This window comes from Roseicyclus marinus (assembly GCF_036322625.1).
Lineage (GTDB): Bacteria > Pseudomonadota > Alphaproteobacteria > Rhodobacterales > Rhodobacteraceae > Roseicyclus > Roseicyclus marinus_A.
This window is the reverse complement of record NZ_AP027266.1, coordinates 895785-911999: the sequence shown is the minus strand read 5'-3', so window position 1 is coordinate 911999 and position 16215 is coordinate 895785. Positions and strand designations below refer to the sequence as shown.

General features: G+C 67.7%; 12 protein-coding genes and 1 riboswitch. Of the genes, 7 read left to right on the top strand and 5 right to left on the bottom strand.

The features are described from left to right. The 5 genes from AABA51_RS04380 to AABA51_RS04360 are packed head-to-tail and all read right to left on the bottom strand — an operon-like array spanning position 1 to position 3413. The gene (locus AABA51_RS04380; protein WP_338274768.1) at positions 1–651 is read right to left on the bottom strand and encodes an energy-coupling factor ABC transporter ATP-binding protein; all 651 of its coding nucleotides are present in this window, start codon (positions 649–651) and stop codon (positions 1–3) included. Further along, entirely contained in the window at positions 648–1427 is a 780-nt protein-coding gene (gene cbiQ / locus AABA51_RS04375; RefSeq protein WP_338274766.1) for a cobalt ECF transporter T component CbiQ, read from the bottom strand. Before cbiQ ends, AABA51_RS04380 begins: the two co-directional genes overlap by 4 nt. Before the next feature lie 3 nt (positions 1428–1430). Continuing rightward, positions 1431–1994, bottom strand: a complete 564-nt coding sequence (locus AABA51_RS04370; RefSeq protein ID WP_338274764.1) for a cobalt ABC transporter permease — start codon at positions 1992–1994, stop codon at positions 1431–1433. A gap of 5 nt (positions 1995–1999) precedes the next feature. Then, the gene (gene cbiM / locus AABA51_RS04365; protein WP_338274762.1) at positions 2000–2617 is read right to left on the bottom strand and encodes a cobalt transporter CbiM; all 618 of its coding nucleotides are present in this window, start codon (positions 2615–2617) and stop codon (positions 2000–2002) included. Positions 2618–2621: 4 nt separating this feature from the next. Then, positions 2622–3413 (bottom strand): DUF4198 domain-containing protein, encoded by a 792-nt coding sequence (locus AABA51_RS04360; protein ID WP_338274760.1) that lies wholly within the window; start codon positions 3411–3413, stop codon positions 2622–2624. Positions 3414–3552: 139 nt separating this feature from the next. Beyond that, positions 3553–3757: riboswitch (cobalamin riboswitch) on the bottom strand. Positions 3758–4038: 281 nt separating this feature from the next. Between AABA51_RS04360 and hemA the strand changes: the two genes are divergently transcribed. The 7 genes from hemA (at position 4039) to AABA51_RS04325 (ending at position 16201) form a co-directional block, all read left to right on the top strand. Further along, a complete protein-coding gene (gene hemA, locus AABA51_RS04355) occupies positions 4039–5295 on the top strand; it encodes a 5-aminolevulinate synthase (protein WP_338274758.1) in 1257 nt (418 codons plus the stop codon). Positions 5296–5321: 26 nt separating this feature from the next. Next, entirely contained in the window at positions 5322–6587 is a 1266-nt protein-coding gene (locus tag AABA51_RS04350) for an efflux RND transporter periplasmic adaptor subunit (RefSeq protein ID WP_338274756.1), read from the top strand. Next, positions 6584–9709 (top strand): efflux RND transporter permease subunit, encoded by a 3126-nt coding sequence (locus AABA51_RS04345; RefSeq protein ID WP_338274754.1) that lies wholly within the window; start codon positions 6584–6586, stop codon positions 9707–9709. Before AABA51_RS04350 ends, AABA51_RS04345 begins: the two co-directional genes overlap by 4 nt. 247 nt (positions 9710–9956) lie before the next feature. Continuing rightward, positions 9957–11714 carry a type I secretion system permease/ATPase gene (locus AABA51_RS04340; RefSeq protein WP_338274752.1) on the top strand — a complete coding sequence of 586 codons (1758 nt, stop codon included), beginning with the start codon at positions 9957–9959 and terminating at the stop codon, positions 11712–11714. Next, positions 11711–13624, top strand: a complete 1914-nt coding sequence (locus tag AABA51_RS04335; protein WP_338274750.1) for a calcium-binding protein — start codon at positions 11711–11713, stop codon at positions 13622–13624. The genes AABA51_RS04340 and AABA51_RS04335 overlap by 4 nt, the downstream gene beginning before the upstream one ends. A gap of 15 nt (positions 13625–13639) precedes the next feature. After that, positions 13640–14965: an HlyD family type I secretion periplasmic adaptor subunit gene (locus AABA51_RS04330; protein WP_338274748.1), complete on the top strand. Its 1326-nt coding sequence runs from the start codon at positions 13640–13642 to the stop codon at positions 14963–14965. 603 nt (positions 14966–15568) lie between these two features. Next, positions 15569–16201 (top strand): LuxR C-terminal-related transcriptional regulator, encoded by a 633-nt coding sequence (locus tag AABA51_RS04325; protein WP_338274746.1) that lies wholly within the window; start codon positions 15569–15571, stop codon positions 16199–16201. Positions 16202–16215: the final 14 nt, after the last annotated feature.

Genomic DNA, 16215 nt, shown 5'->3' with positions numbered 1-16215 from the left:
CTACACGGCCTCCAGATGCCCCTTGGTCAGGTTGAAGGCACAGGGCGCGATCCGCTCGCGGAAGGCCGGATCATGCGACACGAGCAAGATGGCCTGCGGCAACCCGCTCAGGATCTCCACCAGCCGCGCCCAGTTCTCCGCATCCAGCGCATTGGTCGGCTCGTCGAGCAGCAGGACCTCCGGCTCCATCGCCAACACGGTCGCCAGCGTCACCAGCCGCTTCTCGCCCCCCGACAGGTGATGCGTGATCCGGTCGCGCAGATGCATCAGCCCCAGCCGCCCCAGCACGTCATCGACGATGCCCATCGCCTCCTCACGGCTCCGGCCAAGGTTCAACGGGCCAAAGGCAATGTCCTCGGCCACGGTCGGGCAGAACAGCTGATCATCGGCATCCTGGAACACCAATCCGACCCGGCGGCGCACCTCGATGAAATCGGCCTCCGCCTGCCTTGGCGCATCCAGCACCCGGACCTCGCCCGCCTGCGGCCTGAGCAGCCCCACGATGATCTTGAGCAGCGTCGATTTCCCCACGCCGTTCGGCCCGACCAGCGACAGCCGTTCCCCCGCCCCCAGCCGCAGCGACACGTCGCGCAGGATCGGCTCGGCGCGGGGATAGGCGAAATGGATGCCCCTCAGCTCGATCAGGCTCACAGGACCAGCTCCATCCCGACAAGCAGGCTCATCGCCAAAACGCTCCCCCCCGCGAAAACCGCATCAAGCCCCCGCAGCCTGTAATCGCGGTGCAGGTGTATCTGCCCCGTGAAGCCCCGGCATTTCATCGCGTCCATGATCCGTTCCGACCGTTCCACGGCGCGCACCAGCATCATGCCCACCAGGTATCCCATGCTGCGATAGGTATGCCGGTTCGTGCCGGGGCGAAAGCCGCGCACCTTCATCGCGACCCGCAGCCGCAGGTATTCCGCGCGCAGCACATCGATGTAGCGGATCGAGAACATCATCAGCTGCACCAGCCCCGCAGGCATCCGCAACGCGTAAAGCGCATGGCCCAGCACCACGGGCTCCATCGTGCCCACCAGCACCAGAAGCGCCAGCACGACGGCATTGGCCGTCAGCGCGATCTCGACGGCCAGCGCCACGCCCTGCCATGTCGCGTCAAAGCCCCAGAGCGTGAAAATCGCATCCCCCGGCACCGAAAAGGGCAAGATCGCAAGCGTGAACAGGATGAACCCGTCCATCGCCGCCATCCGCTTCAGCATCCGCCCCAGCGGCAGGCGCGATCCCAGCAACAGGGCCAACGACAGGCCGAAGGCCAGCGCCAGCACCGGCAGCGACGCGCAGGCCACCACGACCAGCGCGAACAGGCTCGCGGCCAGGATGCGCAACCGCGGATCGACATCACCCAGCCAGCCCGACAGCCTGCCCTCGGGGTCGAGCGCCACCTGTTGCGGGGACAGGACCTGCGCCATCGCTCAGCCCTTCAACTTGCGACGGGCGGCCAGGTAGAACCCCAGCCCGAACAGGCCCAGGATATAGCCGATCCCGCCCAGGATCGTCTGCAGGTCATTCTGGGTCCTGTAGGCCGTAAGCTCTTGGCGCAGCGGGCGGATTTCCTGCCGGATCATCGCGGCAAGCGCCGCGCGCTCCGCCTCGCCCAACACGGCACTCCCCTGTGCCTCCACAGCCCCGCCCGCCTCGGCCGTCACCGGATCGGGCGCGGCAAGCCCCATGATCGTGGCGACCTCATGGGCAGGCATCGACATCAGCGCCAGATGCCCCGCCCCAAGGTCCGAGCGAAAGACATGGATGACGGGCGCCGTCGGCGTATAAAGGAAAAACCCCTCCTCGTCGGTCGTCACTTCCGCCAGCCGGTTGCCATCGGCGTCGAACACCTCGACCAGCGCACCGGCAGCCATCTGGCCATCGGAAAACCCGATCTCCCCCTCGATCTGGCGCCCCGCCGCAAAGACCGAGGCGATGACATTATGCGCCTCTGCCGCCATCGGCAGGACACTCAGCGCCAGGCCCAGGAACATCCCCCTCACGTGCGCGCCCCCCGGATCGTCCGGAACAGGTCGGGCTTGACCTGGCAGGCCAGGTAGACCGCCGCCGCCGACAACAGCGCCTCGACCGCGACGATGGGCAGATGGGCAAAAAGCACGAAATGCGCCGCCGCCAGGAACGCATCGCCCGAAAACATCAGCGCCAGCGCCACCATCAGCGTCGTCCCCGCGATGGCCAGCGCCCCCCCGATCCCGGCCCAGATCGCCGCCATCACCGGCGAGCCGCGCGCGATCAAGGGCCCGAACACGATGCCCACCAGCACGGCGGGCAGGGCGATGTTCACCGTATTGACCCCCAGAACCGTGAACCCGCCATAACCAAAGAACACCGCCTGCAACAAAAGCCCCACAAAGAGCGCGGGAAAGGCGGCCCAGCCCAGCACAAGCCCCGCCAGACCGTTCAGGATCAGATGCACCGAGGACGGGCCGACCGGAACATGGATGAGCGAGGCCACGAAAAACGTCGCGGCCAGAACGCCCGCCGCCGGGATCTTTTCCAGCGGCAGCGCCTTCAGACCCAGCGCGACACCGCCCACGGCCAACGCCGCCCCCCCGATCACCACCTCGTTCGCAAGCGCCCCGTCGACGATATGCATCGCGTCACTCCAGCTCGCTCGCGTGGACCCAGATCACCGCGTCTTGCGACAATTCCTTGCCCTGGAACTCGGTCTCGACCCCCACGCCCAGCGCGGCAAACCCCCACCATCCCGCGCGCGGAATGCCAAAGGTGAAATAGCCGTTCACATCACTGATCGCGACCAGCGTGCCGCCTGCGGGCGGCGTGATCGTGGGCGGGGTCGTGGCGCTGCCCGCGATATCGGGGGCAGAGGCGATGTATTCGATCTCGATCTCGGCCCCGGCCACCGGCTCGCCCGCCGCCAGCACACGGCCCGTAAAGGTCGATCCGACCAGCACGTTGTAGGGCCGGTTCAAGGGCTGGATCTCGGCCGGCAGGCCCATGATGCTGTCCCAATCGCTGGGCAGGCCGTTGCGGCTCAGAAAAGACCGCGTGATCTGCTGTATATAGATATCCTCGCTTTCCTCGTAATAGGGCTCGGGCACCGTCACCAGAACATAATCGCCAGACCGCCGGATCGGCACGCTGCCCAGGAACGCCGCGCCGCTGTTCTCGGCCCCTTGGAAAACAACGGGTTGCAGAGTGTCCGACAGGTCCGTCCGCTCGCCGCGATGGATCATGTAGAATTCGCGCGGCAGGGCCAGATCCATGACCGGCCCGTTGTCGATCGGATGCCAGAAGATCAGCTTGACCGGGATTTCCCCGGTGCCCTGGAAAACGGCCTCTTCGGTATAGGTCAAAAGAAAATGCGCCGAAGCTGTCATCGGCAGGCTGGCGGCGGCGAACGCGGCCAGCAGGGTCTTTCCAAGATTCATCAACGTCCTCTTTCTCACGTGCGGCGGTCATGCCGCGCCTGGAAAGGACGGACGGGGAGATATGGCGGGAGCACGGCCCAAGACACGGACGCGCCCAAGCCAGACGCGTTTCCCCGGCGTCCAGATGGCCGCGCCCCGGCTGGGGCACGCATGACCGGCAGGTCTCCTGGCTCGCGGTTCTTCATTCTGGCTGGCCTTCCCGGATCGCTCCAGTGGCATCATCAGCCGAACTCGCCGCTCACAGTTGCGGGGACAGCCACGGATTCGGCATGCACGCATGCCCCACCGCGTTCCCTCTTGCCTCCAGCCCGGGAAGGGATGGAACCGATCACGCCACCGTCATGACGCATGGACGGGCCCGCCGTCAATACGCGCCATGGGTGTGCCGCGCGCGCCAACTCGCCTCATCCCACCCCATGACCTCAGACCAAGGTCCGAACACGGGTGATACCTTGCGCGGTGCAGCGCGCCTCTCATCGCGCCTAGCTTGGCCTCCAAAGGTCATCGGCCCCATCGGGCCGCGAACCGGGGACAGGACATGACAGATCATTTTCACGCGGCAAAACCGTCTTGCACGACGTGCCGGCACTGCACGCGCACCACGGGCGACAGGGCCTGCGCCGGGATGGCGCGCGTGGGTGCCGCGCCCTCCCGCCCCGAAAAACACGCCGCAGCCCTCGATGCCGCCCTGGGCCAGCTCCATGCCGAAGGCCGCTACCGCACCTTCATCGACATCGAACGCGACCGGGGGCATTTCCCCCATGCGACCTGGCGCAAGCAAAACGGCGACAGCGCCCCGATCACGGTCTGGTGCGGCAATGATTACCTCGGCATGGGCCAGCATCCCGCCGTTCTGGCCGCGATGCATGCAGCACTTGACGCGACCGGTGCGGGCTCGGGCGGCACGCGCAACATCTCGGGCACCACGGTGCACCACAAGGCGCTCGAGGCCGAACTGGCCGATCTGCATGGCAAGGAGGCGGCGCTTGTCTTCACCTCCGCCTATGTCGCCAATGACGCGACGCTCTCGACCCTGCCCAAGCTCCTGCCGGGGTTGATCATCTATTCGGACGAACTCAACCACGCCTCGATGATCGAGGGCATCCGCCGCAACGGCGGGGCCAAGCGCATCTTCCGCCACAACGACATGGACCACCTGCGCGCGCTCATCGCCGCCGACGATCCCGCCGCCCCCAAGCTCATCGCCTTCGAAAGCATCTATTCCATGGATGGCGATTTCGGACCCATCGCCGCGATCTGCGACATCGCCGATGAATTCGGCGCCCTGACCTATATCGACGAGGTCCATGCCGTCGGCATGTATGGCCCGCGTGGTGCCGGGGTCGCGGAACGCGACGGGCTGATGGACCGGATCGACATCATCAACGGCACGCTGGCCAAGGCCTATGGCGTGATGGGCGGCTATATCGCGGCCAGCGCGCGGATGTGCGACGCGATCCGCAGCTATGCCCCCGGCTTCATCTTCACGACCTCCCTTCCGCCCGCGATCGCGGCGGGGGCGGCGGCCTCGGTGGCGCATCTCAAGCGCGACCCCGAACTGCGCACGATGCACCAGGCCGCCGCCCGAATTCTCAAGACCCGGCTCAAGGGTCTGGGCCTGCCGATCCTCGACCACGGATCGCATATCGTACCGGTCATCGTGGGCGACCCGGTCCATACCAAGACCCTGTCCGACATGCTGCTGGACCGGCACGGGATCTACGTGCAGCCGATCAACTTCCCCACCGTGCCGCGCGGCACCGAACGGCTGCGCTTCACCCCCTCGCCGCTGCATGGGCGCGCCGAGATGGACAAGCTCGTGCGCGCGCTCGACGGCCTGTGGTCGCAATGCGCGCTCAACCGCACCGCGCTCTGCGCCTGACCCTCCCCCAGCCCGGAGACACGGCCATGGCATGGATGAAATACCTCGCACTTCCGGCGCTGGCGCTTCTTGCGGCCCCTGTCGCGCTCGGGCCCCTGACCGCGACCGAACTGGGCGGCGGCCGCCACGCGATCGGCCCCGTTCCCGTCACCGTGGATCACGCCGCCACCGATGCGCTCAGCGATCTCTTGCCGGCTTTCGGCCGCATCGCCCCCGCTGACATCCTGCATGTGCCCATGCCCCCCGCGCAGGCACCCGTCCGCTGGATGGACCTGCGCCCCGGCGATCTCGTGCAGGCCGGACAGGTCCTCGCCCGCCTCGACACCGAAGATGCCGCCCGCCAGCTCGCCCTCGCCCACGAGGACCTGCGCGCGGCCCTTGCCGATGTGCGCGTCGCCCGGTCGCAACTGACCCAGGCCGAAACTGATCTCGAGCAGCGCCTCGCGGCCTTCGACATGCTCGTCCAGCTGGCCCAGACCGGGGCCTCCTCGGCGGGACAGCGCCATGATGCCGAACGCGCCCGCGACCGGGCATCGCTCGACGTGGAAGCGGCCCATGCGCGCCTCGACATGGCCATGGCCCAGGCCGAGCGCATGCGCGTGCGCCTTGCCGCCGCCGAACGGCACCTGGCCGGGATGGTCATCACCGCGCCCGCCGATGGCCGCGTCCTGCAGGTCGCGATGGAACCGGGCGCGACCCCGCCCGCGGGCACCCCCCTTCTGAGCATCGCCGTCGCGGACCGGATGCAGGCGGTGCTGCAGGTCACGCCCGATGCCCTGTCGCGCATCGCTCCCGGTGACGCGGCCCGGATCTGGCTGCCCGGCAACCGGCTGCTCGAGGGCCGCGTCAGCGGCACCCGACCGGGCGATGCCGCCACGGGCGGCCTTGCCGAGGTGCGGGTCGACCTCCCCCCGGACATCGACGGCGCGCTCATCCAGCCCGGCACCGGCATCCGGGCCGAGATCACCACCGATACCCGCCTCGCCCTGACGGTGCCCCTCTCGGCGCTGGTGGCCCTGCCCGGCGGCCCGGGCGTCTTGCGCGTGATCGATGGCCGCGCCGTCGCAACGCCCGTCACGCTGGCCGCGCGCCCCGGCGAGGCGCGGGCCGAAATCCTCGGCGGCCTGCCCGAAGGCGCGCCCTATGTGGCGCGCGCCGGCGCGATCGTGCGGGACGGCGATGCCGTGCGGCCCCTGTCGGCCGACAGCCCGACACCCGAAACGGCCCCCGCGCCCGCGACCCCCTGGCAAGAGGCCGCAATCGCGTCGCGGCCCGGACGGGACCTGCCATGACCCTGTCCGACTGGGCCCTGCGCCGCCCCATCCTGCCGCTGGTCGCCATCGCGCTCCTGACGATCCTGGGGCTGCGCGCGGCAGGCCAGATGCCCCTGACCCACCTGCCCGACCTCGGCCAGAACCGCATCGTGCTCCGCCTCGTGGCCGAGGATGCGACGCTTGCCGCCATGGACCGCGACCTTGCCCAGCCGCTCGAACGCGCCCTTGCCGCCCTGCCGCAGGTGGGGGCCATCTCCAGCGAGATCACGGCCACCGATCTGCGCGTGACCCTGAACCTGCGCGATGCCGGACTGGCGCAAGACACGCTCGCCGCCGTCTCCGACCGGATCAACGCCCTGGCCCCGACCTCGGCCATCGCCTTTCGCATCGCCGATATCCGCGCCCGCGCCTCGCGCGAACTGGCCCTGCTGGACCTCGCGGTCATTCCGGGCGACGGCGATCTTGTCCGGGCCAGCCGGACGGTCGAAACGACCATCCTCCCCGCGCTGCGCGAGATCGAGGGGCTGACCGACATCACCCTGCGCGGGCTGCGCCGCGACCGCCTGACGATCCGACCCGATGCCGCCGCGCTCGCCGCCGCCGATCTGACGCTGGCCGACCTGTCGCGGCAGATCACGGACCGCCTCGGGCGCATCGCCCCCGCCGATCTGCCCTCGGGCGCAGAACCCGGCCCGGCCCTGCTCGGGCTGTCGCCCCTGGCCGATGACGGCGATCCGGTCACGGCCCTTGGCCGTCTGCCGCAGGTCACCGGGGCGGGCCATGTCCTGCCGCTTGCCACATTGGCGCGCATCGAAACCGGCCCCGCCAGCACCGGTACGGGCACCGGCATGGATGCCGAACAGGACTGGATCGTCCGCCATGACGGGGCATCCGCCATCTTCCTGCGCATCGATGTCGACCAATCCGCCGACCTTGCAGGGGTGCTGGAGGCGCTCGACACAAGGATCGCGCGCCTTGATGCACGCCTGGCCGCCGAAGGAAACGGGCTGCAGCTCGCCCTCGTGAACCGCCCGGCGGATCGCGCCGTCGCAGCCCTCGGTTCGACCCGGCGCGCCCTGCTCGAAGGCGCGCTTCTCGTGATCGCCGTCATCGCGCTGGCGCTCCGGGCGCGGCGCGCGATCCTGCTTGCGGCCCTGGCCCTGCCGCTGTCGGTCCTGCCGACGCTCTTCGTGATGCAGGCGCTGGGGATCAGCCTCAACATCGTCAGCCTTCTGGCCCTGACGCTCGCCTCGGGCATCCTGGTCGATGACGCCATCGTCGAGATCGAGAACATCCACAAACATCTCGCACAGGGCCGCAACCCGCGACAGGCGGTGGCCAAGGCGATGCGCGACATCGCCGGCCCCGTGGTGGCGACCAGTGCCGCGATCCTTGCGATCTTCGCGCCGCTTGCCGGGATGCCGGGCGAGGCTGGGCGCTATTTCTGGGCCTTTGGCGCCACGCTGTGCATCGCGACCGTGATCTCGCTCGCGGTCTCGCGGCTCGTGATCCCGCCACTGGCCGCGCGCTTTCCCGACAGGCTGGCCCCGGCGGACATCGTGCCAAAGCCTCCGGGGCGGGCGCTGCGGGCCTATGACCGCCTGCTCGGCCACGTGCTGGCCCATCGCTGGCTCTGCCTTGCGGCGGCAAGCGCGATCGCCGTCCTGTCGGTGGGCGCGGCCCTGACCCATCCGGGCAGCTTCATCCCGCTCGATCCGCCCCGTCACCTGCAGGTGGACCTGAGCCTGCCGCCGCATCTGTCCCCCGATGCGCGCGACCGGCTCACCAACCGCCTCGCGGGGGATATCGCGGCGGTGCAGGGCGTCTCGGCGGTCACGACGCTCATTTCGACCGACGCGGGCGGGCTGACGCGGCTCTCCATCGCAACCGATGGCGCGCCCGATACGGCCCGCGCGATCCGGGCGCGGCTCGATGCCGAACCCGATGCGCGGGCGATCGTCCTGACCGCCGCGGGACGGGCACCGCTCGCCATCGATCTTGCGGCCCGCGATCTTGCCACACTGGAAACCGGCGCAGCGGTTCTGTCGGGCCTCCTGGCCGATCCGGCGCTGGCCGGTGCGCCGCGCGTGATCACCTCCGCGCCAGCGCCCGAATTGCGCTTCACCCCCGATCCCGCTGTCCTGCGCCAGCTGGGCCTCGCGCAAGACGACCTTGCCCTGGCCCTCCGATCCCTGACCGTGGCACCGGCCCAGCCGCTGGGACGCATCGACCTGCAAGATGGCCGGGACCTTGCCGTCCATCTCGACCCGATGTCCCCTGCAAGCGCCACGGACCCCGATCCGATTGGGGCGTCCGGGCGCGATCTCGCCTTCACCGCGCTGCGCCTGCCCTCTGGCCAGACCGTGCCCCTCGCCGCCTTGGGACGGTTCGACCTGCACCTGACCGAGGCCAGTCTGTCGCGCCGCGACGGTCACTACCTGCGCCGCCTCTCGATCGATCCCGCCGATCCGGCCGACACGCGCGACATCACCCGCCTTGTCCGGCTCGCCGTGGCCGATCTGGCCCGCGACCTGCCGGGCCTTGCGATCCTGCCCGACGGCGACACCCGGCTGCGCGCCGACATGATGGCGGATTTGCGCGGGGCCATGGGCAACATGCTCCTCCTGCTCGTGGCGGTCCTGTTCCTCCTGTTCCGCGCGGCGGGCCAGGTGGTGGTGATCCTGATCTCGCTCCTGTTCTCGCTCTGCGGCGGCATGCTGGTCCTGATCGCCACTGGCCTGCCCATCTCGCTTCCGGTGATGATCGGAATGCTGCTCCTGTTCGGGATCGTGGCCAAGAACGGCATCTTGCTCATCGACCGCGCGCAGCGGCTCCACGAACAGGGCGCCGCCATGGACATGGCCCTGCGCGCCGCCGCCCTCGACCGCGCGCGCCCGATCCTGATGACGAGCGCCGCGATGATCGCGGGCATGGTGCCCGCCGCCCTGCCGGGTCTGGATGGCGCGGCCTTCCGCCAGCCGCTGGCGCTGACCGTGATCGCGGGCGTGGCCGTGTCCACCTTCCTCAGCCTCCTGCTCGTGCCCGCCCTGTCGCTCTCGGCCCACAGGCTCGGCACGCGGCTCGGCGCGATTGCCGCCACCTTGGGCAAGGGCCGCGCGCCAGCCGCTGCCACCGACTGACCGCTCCCCGAATCTCTTCCGAATCAGACATTTGCCCCCCGTTCGACCCGGGGGTCACCCCGCCCTGCGCAGCCTCCCGACACCGCTTTCGCCCGATCTTGGGTCCTAGGCCCTACCTCGGTCCGACCAAGGTCCCGTCCGCAAGTCGACCAACCGTCGAGGGCAACCCGACCGCGATCTGGCACCACCGTCGCAATCAGGTGCCCGGCGCTCATGCCGGGCGGGGACAAGCTGAGGGAACTGCACCATGTCGGACAAGGCCAACAAGAAACGCGAAAAGGACGCCCGCGTCGCGGGGCTGACCAAGGGGCTGCGCTCCGTGATGCTCTACCTCTTCGGCATCTCGGGGATCATCAACATCCTGGCCCTTACGGGTGCCTTCTACATGATGCAGGTCTATGACCGCGTGCTGCTCAGCGGCTCCGTGCCGACCCTCGCCCTGATCTCGCTCTTCGCGCTCGGGCTCTTCGCCTTCCAGGGCGGGCTCGACGTGATCCGCTCCCAGATCCTGCACCGGATCGGGGCGCGCTTCGACAACCAGGTCGCCCCCGATGTGCACCAGATGACCATCGAGATGCCGCGCTACGGCTTCTCCATCGGCGAGGCGCTGGAACGCGGCCGCATGGTCGACACCTTGCGCAACTTCTTCGGCGGCCCGGCCCTCGTGGCGATGCTCGACTTCCCCTGGATGCCGATCTTCGTGGCCTTCGTCTTCTTCCTGCACCCCTATCTCGGGGCGCTGACGGTGGGCGGCGCGGTCATCCTTGCCTGTCTGACCATCATGACCGAGGTCCTGACCCGCAACGCCAACCGCGATGCGAGCCGCGCCGCCGCCTATCGCAGCTCCGTCGCCGAGGCCAATGCCCGCAACGCCGACGTGATCCGCGCCATGGGCTTCTCCGGCCATGCCATCCGCCTCTTCCGCAAGGCCAACGAAGACCACCTGCGCCTTCAGGCCGGGTCCAGCGACATCACCCGCACCATCGGCGCGATCTCCAAGGTGCTGCGCATGATGCTGCAATCGGCGGTTCTGGGGCTTGGCGCCTACCTGACGATCATGGGCGACATGACCGCCGGCGCGATCATCGCGGCCTCGGTGGCCTCGGCCCGCGCCCTTGCGCCGATCGATGCGATCATCGGCAACTGGAAAAACATCATCATGGCCAAGAACGCCTTTACCAAGGTGCGCGAAACCATCGCCGCCCTGCCCTCGGCGCCCGACAGCATGGAATTGCCCGACCCGACGCAAAGCTTCTCGGCCGATGCGATCACCGTGGTCGCGCCCGCCACGGGCAAGGTCATCCTCGCCGATGTCTCGCTGCGTCTCGAAGCGGGCCAGGCGCTCGGCCTCATCGGTCCCAGCGGCGGCGGCAAATCCTCGCTCCTGCGCGCGATGGCCGGGGTCTGGCCGGTGCTGCGCGGCCATGTCCGGCTGGATCAGGCCGATCTCGGCCAATGGTCGGAACAGGCGATCTCGCGCAGCTTCGGCTACCTGCCGCAGGATTACACCCTCTTTGACACCACCATCGCCCGCAACATCGCGCGCCTTGCCGATCCCGACCCCGAAAAGGTCATCGCGGCGGCCAAGGCGGCGGGCGTGCACGACATGATCGTGGCGATGCCCGACGGCTATGAAACCCAGCTCGGCGCGCATGGCACGAACCTGTCGGGCGGCCAGCGCCAGCGGATCGCGCTTGCCTGCGCGCTCTACGGCGACCCCTTCGTGGTGCTCCTCGACGAGCCGAACTCGAACCTCGACGCCGATGGCGAACGCGCCGTGAGCGAGGCGATCGCCTCTGTCCGGGACCGCGGCGGCATCGTCATCGTCGTGGCCCACCGGCCCAGCGCGCTCGAAAACGTCGACCTCGTCGGCATCATCCAGGACGGCGCGCTCGTCCGGATCGGGCCGAAATCCGAAATCATGAAGGTCAAATCCACCCCGGTCACCTCGACCCGTCCGGCCCCTGCCGCCGCACCCCGTGTCGACGAAAAGGCTGCATCATGATCACGATCCACGCAAAGAACGCGAAAGCCTCCGAGGGCAAGGCCCGTCTCGACGAGATGGCCGAGCTCAAGCAAACCGCGCCCTCGACCTCGAACCGCAAGATCCTGTCGGGCATGGGAAGCCTCGTGGCCTTCCTCGTCTACATGCGCTCCTTCTGGTCCCCCACGGCGGCCCAGGCGCATCCGGTCAACGAACCCCATCGCACCCTCAACGAGGAAGAACTCGCGATCTGCGAGGTCCCCGAAGTCGACGCCTGGCGCGAGGAAATGGCCCGCGCCGTGCCCAAGGACAAACCGACCGAGCTCGAAGATCCCGAAGCCATGGCCGCCCTCGAGGGTGAACAGGCCGCAAAGATGAAGAGCGGCCGCTTCTTCCTTCAGGACGTGCCCGCGGTGAACCTGCCGACCCTTTCGCGCACGGGACCTGCCAATATCTCGCCCCTGTCCTTTTCGCTCGATGGCGGGCCAAAGGCGCGCTCCCTGTCGTTGCCTTTCGAGCCGACCAGCCTGCAGGCGGCAGGCTTCGGCGCGGCCGTGGCCGCCGGTGGCGCAGCTGCCGGACCAGGGGCGGCTGCCGGTTCCGACGACACCCCTCCGCGCGATGACCGCAACGATCCCGAGCCCGAGCCCGAGCCCGAAACGCCCCCGGCGCCTCAGCCGCCCGAGCCGGGTGACGACAACGGCGGCAACGACGACGACGATCAGCCGGGCCGGGATGACGACAACGACCAGGCCGGCGCGGGCGATGACGATTGCGCGGGCGATACGCCCCACGCTGCCGATTGCGGCTGCGACAGCTGTGCCGACACGGCCACGGCGGATGATTGCGACAGCTGCGACGACAGCGCCGAAGCCGACGATTGCGACAGCTGCGACGACAGCGCCGAAGCCGACGATTGCGACAGCTGTGACGACACCGCCCAAGCCGACGATTGCGACACCTGCCTCGAGCCGGACTGCGCCGACGACAATTCCCCGACCCTCGCGCTCGAACTGGTCGAGGGAACGCTTCTCGCCAACTACCTCCTTGGCACCGACACGGCCGAGGAAATGCTGGGCCATGACGGCGACGACCGGATCGAAGGCATGGGCGGCGACGATGTCCTCATGGGCGGTTCGGGCGATGACGATCTGCACGGCGGCGCGGGCGACGATCTGCTCATGGGCGAGATCGGCGACGATCTGATCGACGGCGGGGCGGGCGATGACCTGCTCATCGGCGGCGAAGGATCGGACCATATCCATGGCGGCGACGGCGATGACCGCATCCTGGGCGGCGCGGGCGACGACATCATGCACGATGGCCAGGGCCGCGACGTTATCCTCGGCGGTCTCGGGGATGACACGATCGTGCTCGCCCCCGATGCCGAGGTCGACATCATCGACGGCGAAAGCGGCCTCGACAGCCTCGATCTGTCCGCGGCGCTGAACAGCACCCTCACCGACATCGCCCGGGGCGAGGTCCGGCTCGATGACGGCCCCGCCGACAAGATCTCGGATATCGAGATCTTCGTGGCCGGGTCCGCCGATGATGAATTCGACTTCTCGGGCCTTGCCGCTTCGGCAAAACCCGACGATGCGCCGATGTTCTACCAGATCACCGATTTCGGTCGGGGCGACACGGTCCGCGTCACCGGCGAATTCTCCCTCGGGTTCGACGACCTGTCCGACGCGGCGCTCTGGCCCTCCACCGCCGATGCGCCCTCCGACCTCGAAACGCGCATGCGCGAGGCCAGCGGCGACGCGGCCGATGCGGTGCCAAGCCGTCTCTCGTTCCGCACCGCGACCGAGGAAGACATGGTCGCGCGTGTCATCGATTTCGATTTCGACGGCGACGGGCGGGTCGATCTCGCCGTCACCATCCAGACCGAGCCGTCCCAGGACGCGCTCCAGTTCCCCGAACAAGCCTGAACAAGGAATGACGACATGACACTCAAGACCAACACCCCCCCCGCGGAAGAGCAGATCTATTCCATCCGCGGCCGCATGATCGGCGGGCTGGTTCTGACGGGCCTGCTTGTCACCGGCATCTTCGGCTGGGCGGCGCGCGCCGATCTGGCCGGGGCCGTGGTCCTCACGGGCGAAGTCTCCGTGGACCGCAACCTTCGCGTCGTGCAGCATGCCGATGGCGGCATCGTGCAGGACATTCTCGTCAGCGCCGGCGATGCCGTGAACGCGGGCGATGTGCTGATCCGCCTCGACAACACCGCCGCCTGGACCGAACGGGCGATCCTTCATGGACGCATCGCCGAATTCTCGATCCGCCGGATGCGGCTGCAGGCCCAGCGCGAATTGCGCGACAGCTTCGACCTGCCCGAAGGTCTCGACGAATTGGTGACCCCGCGCGAAACGATCATGTCCATCTATGCCGGTGAACTGCGCATCTTCGAAGGCGGCATCGCCTCCTACCGCAGCCGCCGCGAACAGCTGGAACTCGGCATCGAACAGGTCCGCGCCGAAATCGAAGGCCTCGAAGCCCGCCTCGCCGCCAACAGCGAGGAAATCCAGCTCGTCTCGACCGAAAACTCCCGCGTCGAGCAATTGTCCGACCTGCAACTGACCGCCCGCAACGCCGTCTTCTCGATCAACCGCGAAAACGTGCGCCTGCAGGGCGAACGGGGCGACATCCTCTCCACCCTCGCCCGTGCCCGCAGCCGGATCAGCGAACTGGAACTGGACATCCTGTCGATGGACGACCAGGCTCGGACCGATGCGCAACAGGAACTGCGCGATATCGAAACCCAGCTGACCGAACTGAACGAACGGCGCATGGTGGTCGAGGCGACGCTCGCGCGCACCGACATCCGCGCGCCCATCGCGGGCCGGATCAACGACCTCAACATCAACTCGGTCGGGGGTGTGATCTCGCCCGCCGAAATCCTCGCCACCATCGTGCCCGAAGACGCCAATCTCGTCTTCACCGCCCAGGTCCCCGCCGTGCAGATCGAACAGGTCGAAGTCGACCGCCCCGCCCGTCTGCGCTTTTCCGCCTTCGAACAGAACGCCACCCCCGAGATCGCGGGTGTCGTGGATTACGTCGCCGCCGCCGCAACGCGGGACGAGACGACGGGCGGCGATTTCTACGACATCCGCGTCGAGGTCGAACCCCAGGAACTGGCCCAGCTCGGCGGGCGCGAATTGCGGCCCGGCATGCCGGTGGAAATCTACGTGACCACCAGCGAACGCACCGCGCTGTCCTATCTCGTGAAGCCCTTCCGCGACCAGATCGCGCGCGCTTTCCGCGAACGCTGAGGCGCCAACCGCCCCAGCCACGATCATGGGTGCCGCCGGCCACGCACCGGCGGCATCCCACATCCCCATCCCCCGCGACCCCAAACAGCCCGCCCGCACCTCGGCACCGCTGCCACAGCTCGCGAAAATCTCCAAAAACCCTTCCGCCGTTTACGCCCCGTTCACACCTTGGGGTCGTTTTTTAACCGAAAGTTATGACCTCTTTCCGATTCTTAACCTTGTCCGAAACCCCCGCCGACACCCCTTTTCATGGGTTGCCCGCAATGGGCGAAAACCTCGATTTTCCTAGGAAAACAGCCCTGCGATACCCCTTTCGCCAACCACGGACCGACAGCGTTCCGTATGGATAGCTGCCCCGCTCCATTCGGATACCCGCGCACTCTTGGGATTGAACGCGCTCCAAAAATAAACACCCCATCATTAGATGTATTGAGACCGCGCTCGAATCGCATTTTTTATCAATGCATTGAGGTGCCGCGGCCTTCTGTGGACAGATTTTCGTCCAGGATCGACCAGCCCCGGCATACCCATGATGAAGGTTAAGGTAGGGAATGTCGCTTGCGCTCTAAAGTTGCGCGATGCTCCCACCGGGGGGATAGATCGGTGTCTAAGGTTTTTATTTATTCGAACCAGGTTTTCGTCAGAAAAGGCATTCGGTGCTTTCTCGAAACGCAGGACGATATCCGCATTTCCGGAGATGCCGAGGTTCCCGAAAGCCGCACACCCGATGCCGGGACCGAAGGGATCGATATCGTCATTCTCGATCTGGCGGGCCTGTCCAATCCCACCGAAACCATCCGCCGCATTCGCCGCACGATGAATGACGCGCGGATTGTCGTGCTCTGTGCGGTCAATACGACCGATTTCGCCGTGGACGCGCTCGATGCGGGTGCCGCGGGGATCATGACCCATTCCTGTCAGCCCACGGAATTGCGCATCGCGATGTCGCGCGTCCTGAATGGCGACAATTACATCCAGCCCGATATCGCGATGGAAATCTTCCGCGAATTGCGTGCCAAGGAAGCGCAACGGACCGAGGCGGACCGCCTGCGCCTGACGGTGCGTGAATCGCAAGTGATCAATCACCTGATGCAGGGAAAGACGAACCGCCAGATCGGCGAAAGCCTCTCGATCAGCGAGAAAACGGTAAAGCACTACGTTGGGGTGCTGAAGGAAAAATTCTGTGTCGCGAACCGGCTCGAGCTTGTGTTGCATGCTCAGCGTCTGTCGCTCTGACCAAGGGGCGCATC

Excerpts from the sequence above, each read along its gene's own strand:
- AABA51_RS04345 (WP_338274754.1), top strand. The coding sequence starts at position 6,584 with ATGACCCTGTCCGACTGGGCCCTGCGCCGCCCCATCCTGCCGCTGGTC.
- AABA51_RS04370 (WP_338274764.1), bottom strand. The coding sequence starts at position 1,994 with ATGTTCCTGGGCCTGGCGCTGAGTGTCCTGCCGATGGCGGCAGAGGCG.
- AABA51_RS04335 (WP_338274750.1), top strand. The coding sequence starts at position 11,711 with ATGATCACGATCCACGCAAAGAACGCGAAAGCCTCCGAGGGCAAGGCC.
- AABA51_RS04340 (WP_338274752.1), top strand. The coding sequence starts at position 9,957 with ATGTCGGACAAGGCCAACAAGAAACGCGAAAAGGACGCCCGCGTCGCG.
- AABA51_RS04330 (WP_338274748.1), top strand. The coding sequence starts at position 13,640 with ATGACACTCAAGACCAACACCCCCCCCGCGGAAGAGCAGATCTATTCC.
- AABA51_RS04360 (WP_338274760.1), bottom strand. The coding sequence starts at position 3,413 with ATGAATCTTGGAAAGACCCTGCTGGCCGCGTTCGCCGCCGCCAGCCTG.
- cbiQ (WP_338274766.1), bottom strand. The coding sequence starts at position 1,427 with ATGGCGCAGGTCCTGTCCCCGCAACAGGTGGCGCTCGACCCCGAGGGC.
- cbiM (WP_338274762.1), bottom strand. The coding sequence starts at position 2,617 with ATGCATATCGTCGACGGGGCGCTTGCGAACGAGGTGGTGATCGGGGGG.
- AABA51_RS04350 (WP_338274756.1), top strand. The coding sequence starts at position 5,322 with ATGGCATGGATGAAATACCTCGCACTTCCGGCGCTGGCGCTTCTTGCG.
- hemA (WP_338274758.1), top strand. The coding sequence starts at position 4,039 with ATGGCGCGCGTGGGTGCCGCGCCCTCCCGCCCCGAAAAACACGCCGCA.